The organism is Streptomyces sp. NPDC048584 (genome assembly GCF_043199595.1).
Lineage (GTDB): Bacteria > Actinomycetota > Actinomycetes > Streptomycetales > Streptomycetaceae > Streptomyces > Streptomyces edwardsiae.
Genome location: NZ_JBICWF010000006.1, coordinates 82,734 through 99,084 on the forward strand (window position 1 = coordinate 82,734; position 16,351 = coordinate 99,084).

At 72.4% G+C, this 16,351-nt stretch carries 15 protein-coding genes; 9 read left to right on the forward strand and 6 right to left on the reverse strand.

All coding sequences use genetic code 11. The annotated features are described in order from the left end of the window. Positions 1 to 77: 77 nt before the first annotated feature. Positions 78 to 1,610 (reverse strand): DUF4331 domain-containing protein, encoded by a 1,533-nt coding sequence (locus ACGFR9_RS15265; protein ID WP_393207737.1) that lies wholly within the window; start codon positions 1,608 to 1,610, stop codon positions 78 to 80. A 244-nt stretch (positions 1,611 to 1,854) separates the two neighbouring features. On the opposite strand from ACGFR9_RS15265, the gene ACGFR9_RS15270 reads away from it, so the two are divergent. From ACGFR9_RS15270 to ACGFR9_RS15280, 3 genes are all read left to right on the forward strand, one after another. Next, positions 1,855 to 2,397 carry a sigma-70 family RNA polymerase sigma factor gene (locus ACGFR9_RS15270; protein ID WP_030227491.1) on the forward strand — a complete coding sequence of 181 codons (543 nt, stop codon included), beginning with the start codon at positions 1,855 to 1,857 and terminating at the stop codon, positions 2,395 to 2,397. Continuing rightward, positions 2,394 to 3,212 (forward strand): anti-sigma factor domain-containing protein, encoded by an 819-nt coding sequence (locus ACGFR9_RS15275; protein WP_393207741.1) that lies wholly within the window; start codon positions 2,394 to 2,396, stop codon positions 3,210 to 3,212. The genes ACGFR9_RS15270 and ACGFR9_RS15275 overlap by 4 nt, the downstream gene beginning before the upstream one ends. A gap of 126 nt (positions 3,213 to 3,338) precedes the next feature. Further along, entirely contained in the window at positions 3,339 to 3,614 is a 276-nt protein-coding gene (locus ACGFR9_RS15280; RefSeq protein ID WP_393207744.1) for a hypothetical protein, read from the forward strand. A gap of 111 nt (positions 3,615 to 3,725) precedes the next feature. On the opposite strand, the gene ACGFR9_RS15285 is transcribed toward ACGFR9_RS15280, so the two are convergent. After that, the gene (locus tag ACGFR9_RS15285; protein WP_393207747.1) at positions 3,726 to 4,508 is read right to left on the reverse strand and encodes an ABC transporter permease; all 783 of its coding nucleotides are present in this window, start codon (positions 4,506 to 4,508) and stop codon (positions 3,726 to 3,728) included. Next, a complete protein-coding gene (locus ACGFR9_RS15290) occupies positions 4,505 to 5,476 on the reverse strand; it encodes an ATP-binding cassette domain-containing protein (RefSeq protein ID WP_393207750.1) in 972 nt (323 codons plus the stop codon). The genes ACGFR9_RS15285 and ACGFR9_RS15290 overlap by 4 nt, the downstream gene beginning before the upstream one ends. A 63-nt stretch (positions 5,477 to 5,539) precedes the next feature. On the opposite strand from ACGFR9_RS15290, the gene ACGFR9_RS15295 reads away from it, so the two are divergent. Next, the gene (locus tag ACGFR9_RS15295) at positions 5,540 to 6,253 is read left to right on the forward strand and encodes a TetR/AcrR family transcriptional regulator (protein WP_393207753.1); all 714 of its coding nucleotides are present in this window, start codon (positions 5,540 to 5,542) and stop codon (positions 6,251 to 6,253) included. Between the two features lie 2 nt (positions 6,254 to 6,255). Here the strand turns inward: ACGFR9_RS15295 and ACGFR9_RS15300 are convergent, their stop codons facing one another. The 3 genes from ACGFR9_RS15300 to hmgA form a co-directional block, all read right to left on the reverse strand. Next, positions 6,256 to 7,416, reverse strand: coding sequence for a type ISP restriction/modification enzyme (locus ACGFR9_RS15300; protein ID WP_393207756.1), 1,161 nt, complete (start codon positions 7,414 to 7,416; stop codon positions 6,256 to 6,258). Between the two features lie 127 nt (positions 7,417 to 7,543). Continuing rightward, positions 7,544 to 8,293 (reverse strand): GntR family transcriptional regulator, encoded by a 750-nt coding sequence (locus tag ACGFR9_RS15305; RefSeq protein ID WP_393207759.1) that lies wholly within the window; start codon positions 8,291 to 8,293, stop codon positions 7,544 to 7,546. A 79-nt stretch (positions 8,294 to 8,372) separates the two neighbouring features. Next, positions 8,373 to 9,722, reverse strand: coding sequence for a homogentisate 1,2-dioxygenase (gene hmgA, locus ACGFR9_RS15310; RefSeq protein ID WP_393207762.1), 1,350 nt, complete (start codon positions 9,720 to 9,722; stop codon positions 8,373 to 8,375). 175 nt (positions 9,723 to 9,897) lie between these two features. Here hmgA and ACGFR9_RS15315 point away from each other — a divergent pair, with 175 nt between their 5' ends. The 5 genes from ACGFR9_RS15315 to ACGFR9_RS15335 all read left to right on the forward strand — a co-directional run bounded on the left by ACGFR9_RS15315 (position 9,898) and on the right by ACGFR9_RS15335 (position 16,232). Next, on the forward strand, positions 9,898 to 10,515 hold the full coding sequence (locus tag ACGFR9_RS15315) for a hypothetical protein (RefSeq protein WP_393207765.1): 618 nt from the start codon (positions 9,898 to 9,900) through the stop codon (positions 10,513 to 10,515). Next, a complete protein-coding gene (locus ACGFR9_RS15320; protein WP_393207768.1) occupies positions 10,515 to 11,132 on the forward strand; it encodes a TetR family transcriptional regulator in 618 nt (205 codons plus the stop codon). The genes ACGFR9_RS15315 and ACGFR9_RS15320 overlap by 1 nt, the downstream gene beginning before the upstream one ends. An 83-nt stretch (positions 11,133 to 11,215) precedes the next feature. Next, positions 11,216 to 13,477: a molybdopterin oxidoreductase family protein gene (locus ACGFR9_RS15325; RefSeq protein ID WP_393207771.1), complete on the forward strand. Its 2,262-nt coding sequence runs from the start codon at positions 11,216 to 11,218 to the stop codon at positions 13,475 to 13,477. 134 nt (positions 13,478 to 13,611) lie between these two features. After that, positions 13,612 to 15,003 (forward strand): CitMHS family transporter, encoded by a 1,392-nt coding sequence (locus ACGFR9_RS15330; protein WP_393207774.1) that lies wholly within the window; start codon positions 13,612 to 13,614, stop codon positions 15,001 to 15,003. A gap of 38 nt (positions 15,004 to 15,041) precedes the next feature. Further along, on the forward strand, positions 15,042 to 16,232 hold the full coding sequence (locus tag ACGFR9_RS15335; RefSeq protein WP_393207777.1) for an MFS transporter: 1,191 nt from the start codon (positions 15,042 to 15,044) through the stop codon (positions 16,230 to 16,232). Positions 16,233 to 16,351: the final 119 nt, after the last annotated feature.

Genomic DNA, 16,351 nt, shown 5'->3' on the forward strand with positions numbered 1-16,351 from the left:
GACCTCTCCTCGGTGGTGCGGGAGCGCGGCTCGTGCCGCGCGGGACGGTGGGCCGGGGCGGACCGGCCCGGCCGGGATCAGTACGCCCGGCTGCGCATCCGGCGCCACCACATCAGCGCCAGGCCGATCAGCAGCAGCCCTCCGGCCCCCGCACCGGCCGACGCGGCGATCAGGGTCGTGTTGTCGGCCCCGTCCGCACCGGCCGGCCGCAGCGCGTCACCGAGTTGGTTGCGGACGTCGTTGCCGCTGTCCACGCCCTTCGCGAGCGGGCCGCGCGAGCCCTCCGTCGGGTTCGCCAGATACGGGAAGGCCGCGCCGAACTCCTTGTCGTTGGCGTCGACCGCGTCCCCCAGGTCGTTCTCCGCCCCGACCAGTTCCCCCTCGACGACCTGCAGCGCGGCGTCGATCACGTCGTCCGTCAGCCGACGCCCGTTGGGGAAACCGGCGTTGTCCCCGTCCAGCACACCCAGCCGCTTCGGTTCGGCGGCCGGCTCGATCGACGTGTTCAGCCGCAGCATCTCCGACGGCGTCACGTGCGGCGGCTGGTTGAGCCCCTCGACACCCTTCAGGAACACGTCGACGAGGTCGTTGCGCGGCTCGTCCGGCGCGGGGATCTTGTAGATCGCCTCGATGAGCTTCGGCAGCTCCGGCTCGGTGACGTTCTTCAGGAACTGCGCGTCCTCCCACGGCGCGGACGCGTTGAACGTGTCCTTGTCCTTCAGCGGGTTGACGACCTCGTTGACCAGCGGACTGCCCAGCCGCGACACCTGCACGAAGTGCCCCTCGGCGTTCTTGCGCTGCGTCGTCGACCAGATGCCCACCACCGGCTGGTCGGCCGACTCGGCGATCAGGTGCGTCGGCACCTGCAGGGCGAGCGAGTTGACGTTGTAGCCCTTGAGGGTGTCGTTCCCGACCTCGGAGAGGTTCCCGCCGTAGAGCAGGTCGAAGACCCGCAGGTCCAGGAAGAACGGGTCGTCGGCCTGCCCGGCGAACGTCGTCGTCCCGCCCGCCAGTTCGTGCACCGCCTCCTTGCGCAGGGTGTCGTAGTCCGGCATGGACGCCTTGCCGACGTTCGACGGCGCCACCGGCACATCGTCCGCGATCTTCGTACGGGACACCGCGCGCTGGTCCTTCAGCTTCAGCAGCTCGATGTCGTAGGTCTGTGTGATGTTGAGGTCCGGGTCGTCCAGACCGGTGACCGGGCCGGTGTTGTAGAGGAACGTCTTGTCGTTCCTCGTGTGGGTCGTGAACGTGTACCGGAACAGCAGTTCGCCCTGCGCGTCCCCGTTGTTGTCGATGTGGATGTCGTACTGCGCGTCCTCGGCGAACGTGAAGAAGTTCGGTCCGCCGGCCGGCTCCTCGAAGGGGATCCAGTTCGCGATGATCGTCGTCGTGTCCGGCTTGTCGGGGCTGACGAACGCGTACAGGTCCGTGTTGTCGTACTGCGGGGTGCCCGAGATCAGCGGGGCCTCCCGGTGGGAGGAGGCGGCGGCCTCCCCGGGTTCCAGCGCGGTCACACCGGCGGCCGCGAGCCCCCCGGCGGCCAGCGCCCCACAGATCAGGGTCGCGACACTCCTGCGCCCCACACCGGTACTCGAGTCAGTCGTCATGCCGTCCGTCCTCCGTGCCGACTTGCCTTGACGCACTGGATTTCGGAGCGAACGGCGGGCCGGATTGGTCGAGTTCGGAATTTCTTCCGACCCCCTCCCGCCAGGGCCGTACGCCCGTAGCATTTCTCGCCGCCGGCCCGCGTTTTCGGTGCGCCCATCCGTACTTACCGTCCGGAGGCTCGCTCGCCGCGCATGCCTCAGGTGAACAAGGCGGCCCGGAAGAGGGCCGGAGAGGGGACGCGCGTTGGAGGCGGACGAGCTGCTGGTGCAGGTGGCCGGCGGTGACCAGAAGGCGTTCGAGGACCTGTACGGGCTGGTCTCCGGGCCGGTGTACGGGCTGGTCCGGCGCGTGGTGCGCGATCCCGCCCAGTCCGAGGAGGTGGCCCAGGAGGTGCTGCTCGAACTCTGGCGCTCCGCCGCGCGGTTCGACCCCGGCCGGGGCAGCGCGCTGTCCTGGGTCCTCACCCTCGCCCACCGCCGTGCCGTCGACCGGGTGCGCAGCGCCCGCGCGGCCGGTGAACGCGAGCAGCGCGAGGCCCGGCGCGGCCACGGACCCGCCTTCGACCAGGTCGCCGAGGAGGTCGAGGCCGGACTCGAACGCGAATGGGTACGCCGCTGCCTGGACCGGCTCACCGCGCTCCAGAGACAGTCGGTCACCCTCGCCTACTACGACGGCTACACCTACCGCGAGGTGGCGGAGCGGCTGTCGCTGCCGCTGGGCACGGTCAAGACCCGTATGCGCGACGGACTGACCCGGCTGCGCGACTGCCTGGGAGGCGCGGCATGAGCCTGTTCGACCGACTGCCGCGCCGCGCGGACCCGCACTCGCTGGCCGCCCCCTACGCCCTGGACGCCCTGGAGCACGCCGAACGGATGCGCTTCGAGAGACATCTGGACACCTGTGCCCGCTGCACCGCCGAGGTACGGGCCCTCGCCGAGGACGCCGTCCGGCTCGCCTGGTCCACGGCCGCCCCCGCCCCGGCCGCGATGCGCGACCGCGTCCTGGCCGCCGTACGGACCACCCCGCAGGAGCCCGTGGCCCCGGAGCCGGCCCGCGCGCGGGCGACACAGCTCCCCCCGCACGTCTGGGGCGCCGCGCCCCCGCCGCGCACGCGCGGGCGGCGCCGCGCCACGCTGTTCGTGCCGTTCGCGACGGCCACCGCCGCGGCCGCGCTCGTCGTCGCCGCTCTCTTCGCCGTCCAGGCGAACGGCACCCAGGAGCAACTGGACGCCGAACGCGACCGGTCACGTGAGATCGCCCACGTTCTCGCCGCCCCCGACGCCCGAGCGAGCAGCGGCAGGGACGCGCGGGGCCGCACGATCGGAGTGATCGCCTCCGCTTCGGCCCGCAGCGCGGTCGTCACCCTCGGCGGATACGGCGACCCTCCGAACGGACGTGTGCGCCAGCTCTGGCTCATGGGCGCGGACGCGCGACCACGCTCCCTGGGCCTGTTCGAGGGCGACGCACCCCTGGTCGCCTCCGGCCTCGACACCGCCGCCACGTCACTCGCCGTGACCGTGGAACCTGACGGCGGGTCAGCGCAGCCCACGTCACAGCCCATCACCCAACTCGCCCTGAAAACGGTCGGATTCGGAGAGTGATCGACGAGTGTTCGTCAACCCCCTTATGGGGAAGGTGAATCCTGTGACCTCGATACACGAGTGCCCGGTTGGGGCGATAGGGTTACCCTGCCCGGGCCGGGTGGACTCGTACGGGTGGGGAGTGACATGGAACAGATAACGGTGCGCAGCAGGGCCAGGGTCCCTGCGATCACCTGCGGTAGCAGCGCGACCAGCTCGCGTCTCGACCGCCATCTCTCGGTTCTCGGGGGGCCCGCGCTCCCTCAGCGGGAGACGGCCGAGGCGACGCTGCTGATGCGCGAGCTCATCGCGCGTGACACCGCGCGCGACCGCGGTGCCAGGAGCGCGCGGGCCCGGGCGAGCCGCGTCTCGCTCTTCGCTCCGCTGCGCCGACTGCGCCGCTCCCTGTTCGGCAGCCGCTAGCGCCGGCGCCCGGACGGCCCCACCGTCCCGGCGCCCCGCCCGCACCGGCACCTTTCCCACCCGGCACCCCACCGCTCGGTCCGCCCTGGCAGGAACCTGACACCTCGCGGCTCACCCCCTCCCGTGCCCGTACTGCCGTACCGCGAGCGGCACGAACACCGCGAGCAGTACCGCACACCACCCCAGTGACCCGGCGACGGGATGCGCCACCGGCCAGGCCGCCCCGTCGGGCACGGGCGCGTTGCCGAACAGCTCCCGCAGCGCCGTCGCCACCGCGCTGATCGGATTCCACTCCGCGACCGTGCGCAGCCCGTCGGGCAGCCCCGCCGTCGGGATGTAGGCGCTGGACAGCAGCGGCAGCAGGAAGGTCGCCCCGCCCAGCTGACCGGCCGCCTCCTCGTTCCGGGTGAGTAGCCCCAGGAACATCCCGATCCACACGCAGGCGAACCGGAACAGCAGCAGCAGCGCCATGGCGCCCACGGCTCCGAGCGCGCTCCCCTCCACCCGCCAGCCCACCGCGAGCCCCACCAGCAGGAACGGCACCGTCCCGGCCGCCGTGACCAGCACATCCGCCGCCGCCTGGCCCAGCGGCACGGCCGCCCGGCTCATCGGCAGTGTGCGCAGCCGGTCCGTCACTCCCCGGTGGACGTCCTGCGCCGACTGGAACATGCCGGTCATGACACCGCCCGCCGCCGTCGCCACCAGGAGCCCCGGCACCAGGAAGGACCGGTACCCGGCGCCCGGCACGGCGAGCGCGCTGCCGAAGACATAGCCGAAGAACAGCAGCATGCTGATGGGCATCGTCTGGGTGAGGATCAGCAGCCCCGGATTGTTCCGCGCCCGCCGCAGCTGCCGGCCGAGCATCGCGGTGCCGTCGTACGCCAACGTGCTCATGCGGCACGCTCCTTGTCGTCACGGGGGTGGTGGGCGTGGTGTCCGTCCGTCAGCCGCAGGAACACGTCGTCCAGCGTCGGCGGCCGCAGGCTCGCGTCGAGCAGCGGTACGCCGGCGGCGTCCAGCGTGCGCACCAGATGCGGGAGGGTGAGCGTCGGGTCCTTGGCGACCGCGCCCACCGCGTTGCGCTCCGGGTCGACGGACGGCAGGGAGCCGGTGAGCCGGTCGAGCACCCCGGCCGCCGCCGGCAGTGCGTCCGCGTCCGCGACGACCACCTCCGCATGCGTGCCGACCAGCGCCTTGAGCTCGGCCGGTGAGCCGGTCTGCGCGACCCGGCCCCGGTCCACCAGGGCGATGTCGTCGGCGAGCCGGTCGGCCTCCTCCAGATACTGGGTGGTGAGCAGTACGGTCGTGCCCTCGCCGGTCAGCTCGCGCACCACGTCCCAGATCAGATTGCGGCTGGCCGGGTCGAGCCCGGTCGTCGGCTCGTCCAGGAACAGCACCTCGGGACGCCGGATCAGGCTCGCCGCCAGGTCCAGCCGCCGCCGCATGCCGCCCGAGTAGCCGGACGCGGGCCGGTCGGCCGCCTCCGTCAGCCCGAAACGGTCCAGCAGCGCGGCGGCCCGTACGGCCGCCCCGCCCACCCGGTGCAGCCGGGCGAACAGCCGCAGGTTCTCGCGGCCCGTCAGGTCACCGTCGATCGAGGTGTCCTGGCCCGTGACGGCGATCCGGCGCCGTACGGCGGCGGCCTCCCTCACGAGGTCGTGGCCCGCGATCCGCGCGGAGCCGGCGTCGGGCCGCAGCAGCGTGGTCAGCAGCCGGACGGCCGTCGTCTTGCCCGCCCCGTTGGGCCCGAGCACCCCGCACACCGTGCCCTCGGCCACCGCCAGATCCAGCCCGCGCAGGGCGTGGACCGTACCGAAACGCTTCTCCAGACCCTCACTAAGTACAGCGTACGTAGTAGTCATGGCTCGACCATAGCTCACTACGTACGGTGTACGTAACTACGATGGTGGACGAGGTGATGAACGATGGCGGGCCGAGCGGCCGAACCCGAAGTGATCTGGGCGCGCCCCGAGCGCACCGGCCGTGGACCGAGACCGGCGTACACCCGCGCCGACATCGCGGCGGCGGCGGTGCGGATCGCCGACGCGGAGGGCCTGGACGCCGTCACCATGCGCCGGGTCGCCGCCGAACTGGGCTGCGGCACCATGTCGCTCTACAACTACATCCCCCGCAAGGAGGACCTGTACGAGCTGATGGTCGACGCGGTCGCCGGCGAGCACGAGCTGTGGGAGCCGGACGGCGACTGGCGCGCCGCCATGGTCCGGGTCGCCCACCAGTCCCGGTCGCTGATGCACCGCCATCCGTGGCTGCCCCGGCTGATGTCACCGGTCTACGGCTTCAGCCCCAGCTCCCTGCGCTACCTCGAACACTGTCTGGCCTGTCTCGACCCGCTCCCCGGGCGCTACGGCACGAAGCTCGAGCTGATCGCGATGCTGAACGGCATCGTCACCACCTACGTCGCCAACGAACTGGCCACCGCCGAACGCACCCGCTCGCTGCCCTGGTCGCAGGAGCGGGAGAACGCGATCCGGATCGCCTATCTGGGCGGCAGGATCGCGACCGGTGAGTACCCGCGGATGGCGGCCGCCTTCGCGGAGGATGCCGGACCGATCGATCTGGAGGCGGTGTTCGAGCGGGCGATCGGGCGGATGCTGGACGGCTTCGAGCCGCGTCGCTGATCTCAGATCAGCGCCAGCTGCCCCTCCGGGCCCTCCTCGTGGGCGTCCAGGACCGAGGCGGGGCGGCGGGCGGAGGGGGGTACCGGGAGTACGCCCGCCTCGCGCAGTTCGGCCGGGGTGATCGGTGCGGTGTCCGTCGACGCGGTCCGTTGTGGGCCCAGTTCGGACAGTAGGGCCAGGACCGTGATGAGTTCCAGGAGTTGCGACGTCCTGGGCTGGGGCCAGGCGGACGGGCCGATCGCGGCCAGGGTGCCGGGTTCGGACGGCTGGGTGCGGGCCGTGAACCACTGTTCCAGCACCCGGACCCCACCGGCCTCGAAGTCCCATGCCCCGGGCGGGACGGGGGAGATGCGGCCCTCGTCGAGGAGGAGGGTCTCCTCGTCACGGTCGTAGCCGATGGTCAGCGGCCGGGAGGGCAGGGGCGCGCGTACGTAGGGGCGGCGTCCGCGGGGGAGTCTGGGACGTTCGCCGTCGCGCAGTGACAGCCACAGCACGCGGCGGCCCACCGTCACACCCCGCTCCCAGGCATCGGCGTCCCCGGTGAGCGGCACCGCGGTCCCGGCGGGCGTGCCGCGGGCCGCCGCCAGCGTCCAGGCGAGGACGTCCGCCGGCCGGACCTGAAGGCCGAGCCGGGCGGAGAGGTGGCCGAGCAGCCCCGGGGCCAGGTTGGGCTCGGCCGCGCCCGGCCTGCGGTACAGCGGGCGGACCCGGGCGGGGCGGAGCAGCGGGAGGAGGGAAGTCGCCAGCAGGGGCGGGCCGGTACCCGGCTCCACGACGAAGATCTGCCGCTCGTCCGCCACCCGCCACAACTCCGGCCGGGCCGCGTCGATCAGCCGCTGGTCGGGGATCAGCCACTGCTCGTCGAACGGCGCGTACAGCACCCGTACCGGCTCGGCGCACGGGCCGGTGGCACGGGCCAGCCTCTCCGTACCGCCCTCGCCGCCGGGCAGCTGCCCGACCGCCGTGTGCGCGGTCCGCGAACGGGTCGGCTGGAGCAGGGCGCCGCGGTCCTGGCCGTCCGCCTTCAGCAGGGCGTCCCAACGGGCCCTCAGGGACGCCGCGTCGGGTGCCGCCGGCCACGCCCGGCCCAGCCGCGGCGGTGCGACGGACCACGGCATGAGGTCCGCGAGGAGCGGAGCGTCGTCGTGCGTCACGCAGGGCATCGTACGACCTGGGGGTGTCGTGTGGATCAGGCCGGCTCCAGCCGGCGGCGCCCTGTTGTCGGCCCGTGCGTGCCAGACCCCGCGACCCCGGCAAGATCCGGACGACACCCCCTGGGGGTGCGGCGGATCAGGTGGCGTCCAGGGTCACCGTGAAGGAGAAGCGGTCGCCCCGGTAGTTGATGACGGCCACGTCCAGCACACGGCCGTCGCCGTCGTAGGTGATGCCCGTGTAGTGCAGGATCGGGCTGAGCAGCGGTACCTGGAGCAGCCGCGCCGTCTCCGGGTCCGCGAGCCGCGCCTCCACCGTGTCCGTGATCCGGCTGATGTCCGCCCCGACCGCATCGCGCAGTACCTTGGTCATCGGCCAGCGCACCAGATCGGCCGGGTCGATACGGGCGGCCAGTTCGGGACGGACGTAGTTGCGGGCGTGATTGGTCGGCTCGCCCGTCTTCTCGTCACCGCGCAGCCGGTGGTACGCCGCCGCCTCGGACAGGTCCGGGAAGTGCTCGGCGAGCTCCGCCGGCAGCGGCGCCGGACCGTGTTCGAGGAGCTCGGTCGTCATACCGGACTGCTGGGCCACGATCGCGTCCACCGAGCCCAGCAGCCGCACGGGGGCACCCCGCCGGGCGCCGGGCTCGATGAAGGTGCCGCGCCGCCGGTGGCGGGTGATCAGCCCCTCGTCCTCCAGCTCCTTCAGCGCCTGCCGCATCGTCAGCACGCTCACCCCGTAGTGCCCGGCCAGCTGCTCCTCGGTGGGCAGCCGCAGCGGGTCCTGGGGCGAGCGGCCGAGGATCGAGGCGCGCAGCGACTGCGACACCTGATACCAGAGCGGCAACTTGCGGTTCAGGACGATCGAGTCCGGAGCGAAGGAGGTCACGGGGCTATCCGTACCGGTCGGGGAACGTTCCGTGCAATGCGGGCCGCGAGAGACCGGAACACCTCCGGGGCGAACCGGGTCAAAGCGCCCGGAAGTGCCGCTCGAGGCCCTGCCACACCTGGTCGTAGCCCTGCTGAAGATGCTCCGCGCGTGCCGCCTGCGGGGTCAGGGACACCGGCCAGCGGGTCTCGAACATGAAGGCCAGACCGTCGTCGATCTTCTGCGGGCGCAGCTCCGCCGCGCTCGCCCGGTCGAACGTCTCCCGGTCCGGACCGTGCGCCGACATCATGTTGTGCAGTGAACCCCCGCCCGGCACGAAACCCTCCGCCTTCGCGTCGTACGCGCCCTCGATCAGGCCCATGTACTCGCTCATCACGTTCCGGTGGAAGTACGGCGGCCGGAACGTGTCCTCGCCCACCAGCCAGCGCGGCGCGAACACCACGAAGTCCACCCCGGCCAGGCCCGGTGTGTCGCTCGGAGACGTCAGCACGGTGAAGATCGACGGGTCCGGATGGTCGTACGAGATGGTGCCCATCACATTGAAACGGCGCAGATCGTAGGCGTACGGCACATGGTTGCCGTGCCAGGCGACGACATCCAGCGGCGAGTGGTCGTACCGGGCCGACCACAGGTTGCCGCAGAACTTGTTGACCACCTCCACCGGCCCCTCGACGTCCTCGTACGCGGCGACGGGTGCCCGGAAGTCCCGGGCGTTGGCCAGCCCGTTGGCGCCGATCGGGCCGAGGTCGGGCAGCCGGAACGGCGCACCGTAGTTCTCGCACACATAACCGCGGGCAGAGTCCTCGAGAAGGTCCACACGGAACCGCACCCCACGAGGAATCAGCCCGATGTGTCCCGGCTCCACATGCAGCAGTCCGAACTCCGTGCGCAGCAGCAGCCCGCCGTGCTCGGGGACGATCAGCAGTTCACCGTCGGCGTCGCTGAAGACACGGTCCATCGAGGCGTTGGCGTGGTACAGGTGCACGGCCATGCCGGTGCGCTGGGTGGCGTCCCCGTTGCCGCCCAGGGTCCACAGGCCGGCCAGGAAGTCCGTCCCCCCGGCGGGCTCCGGCAGCGGGTTCCAGCGCAGCCGGTTGGGATCGGGCACGGTCTGGGTGAAGGGTGCCGTGCGCAGCGACCCGTTGCCCGTCCGGGTGAACGCCGGGTGGGCGGCCGACGGGCGGATCCGGTACAGCCAGGAGCGCCGGTTCTCCGCGCGGGGCTCCGTGAACGCCGTACCGCTCAGCTGCTCCGCGTACAGCCCGAGCGGCGCCCGCTGCGGGGCGTTGCGGCCCACGGGCAGGGCGCCCGGGACCGCCTCGGAGCTGTGCTCGTTGCCGAAACCCGAGAGGTGTTCCAGCCCTTCGGCGATCTTGCGCGCTCCCGCGTGCTCGAACGCGCTCGCGCGGGTGGTACGCCCATCGCTCATGCCCGGTGCTCCCTTGCCGTCGTATTCCTATGCAGCACCATAGGATTGCGTTTTCCCCGGCGCAAGAGGGCCACGCGCTCGCCGGCCCGCCGGTGTCCTCCTCCTCTCGGCGGAGTACACGGACCCGACTTCAGGGGGATCCGCGATGTCGTACCGGTGTTCTACGCTCCCCTGCATGTCGTGGACGCGGAGCCTGATCACCGCGCTCGCGGTCTGTGTCGCTCTCGGCGCCGGATCCGCGGGCTGCGGTCCGGACGAAACCCGGGGGCAGGACGGGGTGTCACCCTCACCGGCGGGGAAACTCCTGGACGAACGGGACGAGGAGGGCAGTCCCTACCGTGAGGTGGACGAGAAGGGCGCGCCCGCCGTCGGAGTCCAGGTCACCCCGGACTCCGAGGGCGGCTGGGACGTACGGCTGACCGTGCGCAACTTCCGCTTCACACCGGACGGCGCCGGCGACCGCGCGGTGGCCGGCCGCGGTCTGGCGCACCTCGAGCTGAACGGCCGCCGCGTCGCCCTGCTGCGCACCCCCCAGTACCACCTCTCCGCCGCCTCCGTCCCGCGCGGCACCCACCAGGTCACCGCCCGTCTGTACGCCGACGACGGCTCGGTGTGGGCCGTGGACGGCGAGCCCGTGGAGAGCACCGCCGACATCACGGTGTCGGTGCAGGAGCCGAGCCCCGACCCGAGCGTCGAGCCGATCGCCACCACACCCCCGGAACAGGCGCGCGCGAGGGACGGGCGGGGCCGTCGTGGAGGGCGGGGTTCACCGGGCACGGCCGGGCGGGCATGATGAGGCCCGTGCCCCACGCGACACCGCTCCGCCGGGCGCCGGTACAGCGGCGCAGCGCCGAACGGCTGGCCAGGATCCTCGACGCCTGCGCCGCCCTCCTCGACGAGGTCGGCTACGACGACCTGAGCACCCGCGCCGTCGCGGAGCGCGCCGGAGTGCCCATCGGCTCCGTCTACCGATTCTTCGGCAACAAACGCCAGATGGCCGACGCGCTCGCCCAGCGCAACCTCGAGCGCTTCACGGAACGGGTCGCCGAACGCCTCGGGGCCACCGGCGACCGGGGCTGGCGCCACGCCATGGACGTCGTACTCGACGGTTATCTCGACATGAAGCGCACCGCCCCCGGCTTCTCCCTCGTCGACTTCGGCAACCAGATCCCCGTGGGCACCCGCCGCGCCGAACCCAACCACCGCGTCGCCGACCGCCTCACCGCCCTGCTCGCCGGCCATCTCGGCCGCGAGGCCGACGACGATCTGCGCCGCGCCTTCCTCGTCGCCGTCGAGACCGCCGACGCCCTCGTCCACCTGGCCTTCCGGGTGACGCCCGAGGGGGACGAGAAGGTCCTCGGCGAACTGCGGGAGATGCTGCGCGCCTATCTCGCCCGGACCCTGGACTGAACCGGCCCCTCCCCAGCATGCATACCGGTCGGTATGCTCGGCTCGTCCGTGCGTCACCGCAGCCGCCGTACCCGGGAGGACCCGTGTCCCGCACCGCCCTTCGAATCTGCCCCCTGTGCGAGGCCACCTGCGGCCTGACCCTCACCCTCGACGAGGGCAGGGTCACCGGCGCGCGCGGCGACCGCGACGACGTGTTCAGCAAGGGCTTCATCTGCCCCAAGGGCGCCGCCTTCGGCGCCCTCGACTCCGACCCCGACCGGCTGCGCACGCCGCTCGTCCGGGACGGCGGTGAGCTGCGCGAGGCCACCTGGGAGGAGGCGTTCGACGCCGTGGCGGCCGGGATACGGCCCGTCGTCGAGCGGTACGGACCGCACGCCGTCGGCCTCGTCCTCGGCAATCCCAACGTCCACACCATGGCCGGCGCCCTCTACCCGCCCGTCCTCCTCGCCGGGCTCGGCACCCGGAGCCTGTTCACCGCCTCCACGGTCGACCAGATGCCCAAGCACGTCTCCAGCGGACTGCTCTTCGGCGACGCGGGCGCCATCCCCGTACCCGACCTCGACCGCACCGACCATCTGCTGCTGATCGGCGCAAACCCCCTGGAGTCCAACGGCAGTCTGTGCACCGCCCCCGACTTCCCCGGCCGGCTCAAGGCCCTGAGGGCACGCGGCGGCACCCTCACCGTCATCGACCCGCGCCGCACCCGCACCGCCCGCCTCGCCGACCGGCACCTCGCCGTCCGGCCCGGTACGGACGCGCTGCTGCTCGCGGCCGTGGCACACGTCCTGTTCGACGAGAACCTGACCGACCCCGGGAAACTCGCGCCGCATCTGACGGGCCTCGACGAACTCGCCGCCGCACTGATCGACTTCACCCCCGAAGCCGTCGCCCCCGCCTGCGACGTCGACGCCGGCACCATCCGCGTCCTGGCCCGCGAACTCGCCGCCGCCCCCACCGCCGCCGTCTACGGCCGCATCGGCAGCTGCACCGTCCCGCACGGCACCCTCGCCAGCTGGCTGGTGGACGTCCTCAACATCCTCACCGGCAACCTCGACCGGCCCGGCGGCGCCCTCTTCCCGCAGGCCGCCACCGACAGGACCCCGCGCCCCGCAGGACCCGGCCACGGCTTCGCCCTCGGACGCTGGCACTCCCGGGTGAGCCGGCACCCCGAGGCCAAGGGCGAACTGCCGCTGTCCGCCCTCGCCGAGGAGATCGACACCCCCACCGACGAGGGCGAGCCGGTCCGCGCCCTCATCGCCGTCGCCGCCAACCCGGTGCTCTCCGCCCCGGACGGCGACCGCCTCGACAAGGCGCTCGGCTCGCTCGACTTCATGGTGAGCGTCGACCCGTACCTCAACGAGACCTCACGCCACGCCGACGTCGTCCTCCCCCCGCCCCCGCCCGCACAGAGTCCCCATCACGACTTCGCCTTCAACACCCTCTCCGTGCGCAACCAGGTCCGGTACACCCGCCCGGCCCTCCCGCTGGAGCCCGGCCGCATGGCCGAGACGGAGATCCTGGCCCGGCTGATCCTCGCCGCGACCGGCATGCACGGCGCCGACCCCGGTGCCGTCGACGCCATGGTCGTCGACCAGACCCTCGGCAAGGCCGTCCGTGAACCGCACTCCCCGGTCCACGGCCGCGACCCGAAGGAACTCGCCGCCCTCCTCACCGGGACCGGCGGCCCCGAACGGCGCCTCGACATGATGCTCCGCCTCGGCCCCTACGGCGACGGCTTCGGCGCCGACCCGGACGGGCTCACCCTGCGGAAACTGCTCGCCCACCCGCACGGCATCGACCTCGGCCCGCTCCGCCCCCGGCTGCCCCAGCCGCTCAAGACCCGCAGCGGCACGGTGGAACTGCTCCCGGACCCCATCGCCGCCGACCTCCCCCGACTGCGCGCCGCCCTCCGGGAACGCCCCGGCGGGCTCGTCCTCGTCGGCCGCCGCCATCTGCGCTCCAACAACAGCTGGATGCACAACGTGCCCGCCCTCACCGGCGGCTCCAACCGCTGCACCCTGCACCTCCACCCCGAGGACGCCGAACGCCTCGGCGTACGGGACGGGGAGCCCGTACGCGTCAAGGGCGCCGGGGGAGAGGTGACCGCGCCCGCCGAGATCACCGACGGCGTACGCCCGGGCGTGGTGAGCCTGCCGCACGGCTGGGGCCACGACCGGCCCGGCACCCGAATCCGGCACGCCGCCGCCGACCCCGGCGTCAACGTCAACCAGCTCCTCGACGGCAGCCTCCTCGACCCGCTGTCGGGCAACGCGGTCCTCAACGGTGTGCCCGTCGAGGTGGCCCCGCTGGCCGCCGTGACCGAAACGTGCGCCGCGCTGACCTGAGTAAAGCTGTGACCTGGTGTTTTGCGCTTATTGCTCGCACGTCAACATCTTGTTAACGCGGCTTCACGGCACCTAACGTCCATCGGACCGCCGGCCCTGGTGGGAGTTCAAGGGCGAACGTTAGGTGTCCACTCATGCTGACCATCCTCGGCTTCGTCATGATCGCGACCTTCCTGGTCCTGATCATGCTGAAGAAGATGTCGCCGATCGCGGCGCTCGTGCTGATCCCCGCGCTGTTCTGCGTGTTCGTCGGCAAGGGCGCCCACCTCGGTGACTACGTCATCGACGGCGTGTCGAGCCTCGCGCCCACCGCGGCGATGCTCATGTTCGCGATCGTCTACTTCGGCGTGATGATCGACGTCGGACTCTTCGATCCGATCGTCCGCGGCATCCTGCGGTTCTGCAAAGCGGACCCCATGCGGATCGTGGTCGGCACCGCGCTGCTCGCCGCGATCGTCTCCCTGGACGGCGACGGCTCCACCACCTTCATGATCACCGTCTCGGCGATGTACCCCCTGTACAAGCGCCTGAAGATGAGCCTCGTCGTCATGACCGGTGTCGCCGCCATGGCCAACGGCGTGATGAACACCCTCCCCTGGGGCGGCCCGACGGCCCGCGCGGCCACCGCGCTCAAGCTCGACGCCGGCGACATCTTCGTCCCGATGATCCCCGCCCTGCTGGTCGGTCTGCTCGGCGTCGTCGTCCTCGCGTACGTGCTCGGACTGCGCGAGCGCAAGCGGCTGGGCGTGCTCACGCTGGACGAGGCGCTGGTGAAGGAGGAGGCCGAAGAGACCGTGCTCGTCGGCGCGGGCGGCGGCGGTGCCGCCGGGAAGAGCGCGGGCGGCTCCGCCGGTGGCGGCGGTACGGACGCGGACGACGACGACTTCCAGGGCCTCGACCCGAACCGCGACACCCTGCGCCCCAGGCTGTACTGGTTCAACGCGCTGCTCACGGTCGCCCTGCTCACCGCCATGATCATGGAGGTGCTGCCGATCCCGGTGCTGTTCCTGATCGGCGCCGCCCTCGCGCTCTCCGTCAACTTCCCCCACATCCCCGACCAGAAGGCCCGCCTCGCGGCCCACGCCGACAACGTCCTCAACGTCTCCGGGATGGTCTTCGCCGCCGCCGTCTTCACCGGCGTCCTCCAGGGCACCGGCATGGTCGACCACATGGCCGAGTGGATGGTGGACGTCATCCCCGACGGCATGGGCCCGCACATGGCCCTCGTCACCGGTGTGCTCAGCCTGCCGCTCACCTACTTCATGTCCAACGACGGCTTCTACTTCGGTGTCCTGCCCGTGCTCGCCGAAGCCGGCGCCGCGCACGGCGTCACCCCGCTGGAGATGGCCCGCGCCTCCCTCGTCGGCCAGCCGCTGCACATGTCCAGCCCGCTCGTCCCCGCGGTGTACGTCCTGGTCGGCATGGCCAGGGTCGAGTTCGGCGACCACACCCGGTTCGTGGTGAAGTGGGCGGCCCTGATCTGCCTGGTGATCCTCGCGGCCGGAATGCTGTTCGGCATCGTCTGACCGGTCCCGGCCCGCTCGTCCCAGGAAGGACCCCGATCATGGCGCCCGGTGGGAACCGCGGCTGGCTGCTCCGCCTCGTCATCGCCTTCGGCTTCGCGCAGGGGGCGGTGTCGATGGCCCGGCCCGCCGTCTCCTACCGGGCACTCGCGCTGGGCGCGGACGAGCGGGCGATCGGTGTGATCGCGGGCGTGTACGCGCTGCTGCCGCTGTTCGCCGCCGTACCGCTCGGCCGGCGTACCGACCACGGCCGCTGCGCGCCGCTGCTGCCCCTCGGTGTGGTGCTGATCTCCGGGGGCTGTGTGCTCAGCGGTCTCGCCGGGGCGTTGGGGGCCATGGCCCTGTGGAGCGGGGTGATGGGACTCGGACACCTCTGCTTCGTCATCGGGGCCCAGTCGCTCGTCGCCCGGCAGTCCGCGCCGCACGAACAGGACCGCAACTTCGGGCACTTCACCATCGGGGCGTCGCTCGGGCAGCTGGTCGGGCCCCTTGCGGCGGGGGCGCTGATCGGGGCGGACATGGGGCGCAGCAGCGCGGTGGCGCTGGTGGCGGCGGGGGCGGGGGGCGCGCTCGCGCTCACCTCGCTGTGGCGGATCGAACGGCCGGGGGCGGTGGTGCCGGCCCGTGCGGGCGGGGGCGTCCCGGTGTGGGGGATCCTGCGGGCGCGCGGCGTGCCGGCGGGGATCCTCATCAGCCTGGCCGTGCTGTCCGCGACGGACATCCTCACCGCGTACCTGCCGGTGGTCGGGGAGCATCGGGGGATCGATCCGGCCGTCATCGGCGTGCTGCTGAGTCTGCGGGCCGCGGCCACGATCGCCTGCCGGCTGGTGCTCAGTCCGCTGCTGCGGCTGCTCGGGCGGACGGCGCTGCTGGCGGTGACGTGTCTGGTCGGGGCGGTGCTGTGTGCGGGGGTGGCGCTGCCGTTGCCGGTGTGGGGGCTGGGGGTGGTGCTGGTGGTTCTCGGCTTCTGCCTGGGGGTCGGCCAGCCGCTGTCCATGACCACGGTCGTCCAGGCCGCGCCCGCGCAGGCCCGGTCCACGGCGTTGGCGCTGCGGCTGACCGGCAACCGCCTCGGCCAGGTGGCCGCGCCGGCCTCGGCGGGGCTGATCGCGGGGGTCGCGGGCGTGGCGGCCCCCTTCGTGATGCTGGCGGCACTGCTGCTCCTGGCGTCGGGGGTCGCGCTGCGGGCACCGCGGGAGGAGGCGAGCGGTGTGGGTGCCGGCCGGGGGTGAGACGACACGGGGTGTGGAAGGCCGGCGTCCGGTTTCTCGGGTGGTGGACCGGTGAGGGCCGATCGCGTCCGGTGTCTTCCCCCGGGCGCTACTTTCCGTTAGCTTCCGTGACTCATACG